This window comes from Pseudomonadota bacterium, from assembly GCA_039193195.1.
In the GTDB taxonomy this organism is placed as follows: Bacteria; Pseudomonadota; Gammaproteobacteria; order Steroidobacterales; family JBCBZW01; genus JBCBZW01.
In genome coordinates, this window is the sequence record JBCCWS010000096.1 from 1 (window position 1) to 3,969 (window position 3,969).

General features: G+C 60.6%; 4 protein-coding genes. 2 read left to right on the forward strand and 2 right to left on the reverse strand.

Annotated features, from left to right (window positions below):
* Nucleotides 1–236: hypothetical protein (locus AAGA68_27215; protein MEM9388761.1), on the forward strand; the 236-nt coding region annotated here is incomplete at its 5' end.
* A gap of 386 nt (nucleotides 237–622) precedes the next feature.
* Here the strand turns inward: AAGA68_27215 and AAGA68_27220 are convergent.
* Together AAGA68_27220 and AAGA68_27225 are read right to left on the reverse strand one after the other, a co-directional pair.
* On the reverse strand, nucleotides 623–787 hold the full coding sequence (locus tag AAGA68_27220) for a hypothetical protein (protein ID MEM9388762.1): 165 nt from the start codon (nucleotides 785–787) through the stop codon (nucleotides 623–625).
* Between the two features lie 493 nt (nucleotides 788–1,280).
* Nucleotides 1,281–1,799, reverse strand: coding sequence for a hypothetical protein (locus AAGA68_27225; protein ID MEM9388763.1), 519 nt, complete (start codon nucleotides 1,797–1,799; stop codon nucleotides 1,281–1,283).
* Nucleotides 1,800–3,394: 1,595 nt separating this feature from the next.
* Between AAGA68_27225 and AAGA68_27230 the strand changes: the two genes are divergently transcribed.
* The gene (locus tag AAGA68_27230; GenBank protein ID MEM9388764.1) at nucleotides 3,395–3,754 is read left to right on the forward strand and encodes an ankyrin repeat domain-containing protein; all 360 of its coding nucleotides are present in this window, start codon (nucleotides 3,395–3,397) and stop codon (nucleotides 3,752–3,754) included.
* Nucleotides 3,755–3,969 lie beyond the last annotated feature (215 nt).

Sequence of the window (3,969 nt, forward strand, 5' to 3'; positions counted from 1 at the left end):
CGCCGATCGGGGAAGGGGGCGCGAACAGAAGGGACCAGTGGCGGTCTGGTACGCGTCGCAGCGCGCGAGGTAAGCGCGTCGCGGCAGGCGGCCGTGCGCTGGCGCTGGGAAGCGGCAAGCAGGCACCCAAGCCGGCCAATCTCGCCACCAGCGGCAAGGCAGCGCTCGATCGCCGTTGCCCGCTCGATGCGTTTGAACGCGTTGGCTTCCTCCAGCTTATAACCGAGCAAGTCTGAGCCGCCGGGTACACCAACGCCAACCTGGACGGGGGCACAGTGGCGCGCGACAGCGTCCTTGATGGACCGAGCAAAACACGACTCCGCACTGCGGCATCGGGTGGAACCGATGCCTATCGGCCGGACAAGCGGCGCGGCGGCGGCCGACGCGGGCGGCGAGTTGACGATAGCGAGCAGGCGAGCGCCGGCGAAGTACCGGTAGAACCTAACATCGCCAACCACGCGTACTAACCGTCTGAACCACTCACATCTCACATGAGTAAGATGTAGCGAGGGTACAAGGCGGCTTGTAGTTCGGTTCTCAGGCTCCGAATGAGGGCCCGAGTGGTAGCTCGACGCGAGACTTTGCCGGGGGCAACGGGGCGGACCGGCGCACGGGCCGTCTTTTAGACGGCGAGCACGCGCACAGTGCCCGTCGCTCGTACGTACCAGGGTGCACGGCGGGCTTGGACGTAGAGCGATTCGAAGGCGTCGATACGGTCCACAACGGGGCGGGCCTGGGCGTCGACGAAGTCTCCGGTGGCCAGCACCGTACGGTGCTCGTTGCGCATGCGGTCCAGGCCGGACCTGAGTACCGAGGTAACTGCGCATAGGTGCTGCGGAGGTGGACGGTGAGCTCGGGGACGTCGGCGAGAGCAGCGACGGAATCGGGAACGTGCATCTTGCGGGTGGGGTGCTTGGCGCGAAATTCCTCGACGACTGTCGGGGCTCGGGTGTTGCCCAGGCCATGGTTGAGTAGAAGGCGCGTAGCTTTGCCGAACTCCTGGGCGTCGAAGAGCTCCAGGGCGCGGACGGTAGGGTCGAAGTGCGTCGTGTGGCGGGGCCGTGCGCGTTCCACGGCGGTATCGCGTTGGAAGCACTCGATGAGGAGGTCGAAGCGGCCTTCTACGAACGTCGTGAACCGCCGTGCGATGATACGCCGGCCGCTGTCACCGGCGCGTTGGGGGCGGCGCATTAGGAAGAGGTGCAGTCCCACGGGCCATAGTAAGGCGGTGTCGCGGTCGTCGTCACTCCGGGCCTCGACGTACCACGAGAGCACAGTGCTCATCGCGGCGGCCACGGTTCTCGCAGCGGGGTCGGGATGAAGCGGATCGTGGTGAAGGGCGGTGCGACGAGGTCATCGATATCGACGGAACGGTTGGCGCTGCGAAGGTCGTGGCGGTCGATGGCGCGTTGGGGAGGTGCGGCAGCGAACCGGCGCAGCGACGGGTCCGCGGGCGGTGCCGGAGCGGCTAGTTCGGCGAGGGCCGCGGCGGCAGCAGCGTGGGCAGCAGAAGCGGCGGCATCAGCAGCGGCGGCTGCAGCCGCACGGCGGTCGTCGGACAGGGCGGTGGCCCAAGCGGCAGCCGCTGCGTCGGCAGCGAGCGCGGCGTCGGCGGTAGCGGCAGTCGCAGCGGCGGCATCAGCAGCGGCGGCTGCAGCCGCTCGGCGGTCGTCGGACAGGGCGGTGGACCCAAGCGGTGGCCACTGCGTCGGCAGCGAGCGCGGCGGTGGTGGGGTTGTAGACGTGGGGCGCGACATCGGCTGCGGTGGCGGCAGCAGCGACGTCGGCAGCTTGGGCAAGAATCGCTTCGCGCGACGGGGTGGGGGTCTCAGGCCGGGCCAGGGCCAGGGAAGGTGGCTCCTCGGTGAGGTCGTGGGGCAGCTCCTCGTCGATGTCCATGAGCGCGAGCGGGGCTTCGCGCGTATCGAGGTAGGTGGCGGCTTCGGGCACCAGCGTTACGATGGCAATGGACCGAGAGGGGCGGTGCGGGTCGGCGAAGTAGCGGGCGCGCGTACGGCAGCCCGGGCACCGCGGCAGCCGTTCGTTGGGGTCGGGGCGGTCCGGATGCGTGGTCGCGGCCCCAGAGCTGCCAGATACCAACCCCAGGATCCAGCGGCCTTGGCAGGTGCTTTAAGCCAGGTACGCGCAGCAAGGGCCGGCGCGCCGGGCCCGCGTCATCGCGTAGAGGATGTGGGAGTCGGAACACATCGGACAGTCTTCCGGGGAAGGTATGATTGCGCGAAGTCAATGTTGTGGAGACGGCGAGTCAGCAGCTCGGCCGACTCTGGGGAAACCGACGAGGAGGTCAGGGCGAGGGTGAGCAACCGGCGAACCCCATGCAGGGCCTGCCGCGCTAACCGCGGAAGCACACGGCGTGGACATGGTGAGGCCAACCGAGGGTCCGTGGCCCAAATATGCTGGTCCGCTCGGCTCACATCACCATCTTGCGTCTCTGCTAGGTTTTAGGTTTAAACCCGCACTAGTTTTAACTGTGAGGACCAGTACAAGTGTAACTCGCTCCACGGCGTGTCATGCAACACCGAGAAACCGCTGTTACAGGGCGCGCTCTTAAAGTTTACTCAGCGTGTTATGAGGGAGAGCTTGACGAGGTGAAATGGCAATTTTCAACACTTGCACAGTACGCACTCTAATTGTAGGTGAAACGTATCTTGGAAGACTCCGCCGACGAACAGCTGGACGTCAACGCTGAAATTTATGGAGGGACTGCTTTCGCTGCAGGTGTGTGAAGTTAACTGGCGATAGAGATAAAACGTACATACGTTGTGGCCGCATGTTTGATGAAGTCGTTTTTTTAAATGTCTAGCTGAGCTATGCCCTAGAGGTTTTGTTTAAAATGCTAAGCATGTGCACCATGATCTGTGGTGGTTGTTGTAGGTAGTTGGTCGCAACAATGATGCTTGACACCCTGAGTTGTCCTCACAGCGGTGCAGAATGGCTACTTGAGTATTGTTAAGTACTTGGTTGAGTGTGGAGCAGACATCGACCGGCCAATCCACGATGGTGATCGCGTAGTGCCAATGCGGGATGTGAACGCAGGCGCAACACCAGTTTTTATCGCGGCCTACCGAGGGTACATTGACATCGTCGCATTCTTGATCAAGAGCAAGGCGAATCTTGAAACGCCAAATTCGAAAGGTTGTTTATACTCACTATCATCTATCATCCCACAAACTTTTGCAGGAAACACTCCATTCTTTATTTGCTGTCAGCATTGCCGCCTGGACATCGCCGGGATGCTGGTGTGTTGAAGTACTGCACTCTGAAGTGTTGTGGATGGTAATTCAAGTGTGCAGGCTGATCAAGGTGTGAACTTGGAGCCGGTGAACGAGGCTGGAAGCACGCCATTTTTCTTCGCCTGTCAGGTGCGACTTACATGACTGTGCACCAACAGCTCTTTCAGGAAGGCAACTTGGATGTCGTCAAGTTTCTGGTTGATCGCAGTGTGAGCACCACTCGAGGCAAGAATGGTATCACGCCATTTCACATGGCCTGCTATCGTGGGCACTTGGATGTCGTGGCTTATCTCACGATTGAACAAGGAATGAATCCGCGTGCAATTGATGGTCATGGTCGGACTCCCATTGAGGTGGCTCGTCGTGCCCAACGAGACGAAGTTGTGTCTTTCTTGGAACGCAACAGTCCTGATGTGACAACATCATCCGATGCGACTTGTATGACGACATTTACAACTGAAGATGTCCCATGTGGCGAGGTGAATTGCAGCGTTGGATAGTGGGAGATGCCAAGGTTGACCCAGACAGTGAGACATGGTAGAAAGGAGATGAAGTTGCTATGAAACAACTAGTTTGCTATCCTGGAAGACTGCAGCTGCTTGCTTGTCTCAAGATTGCTATCAATCGCCAAAGAGAAAGCGCGAGTTATTCTGGAATAGGCATGTGGGATGAAAACCAAGATGCAAACCAAGATGACATGCTAGTAGGCAGCTAG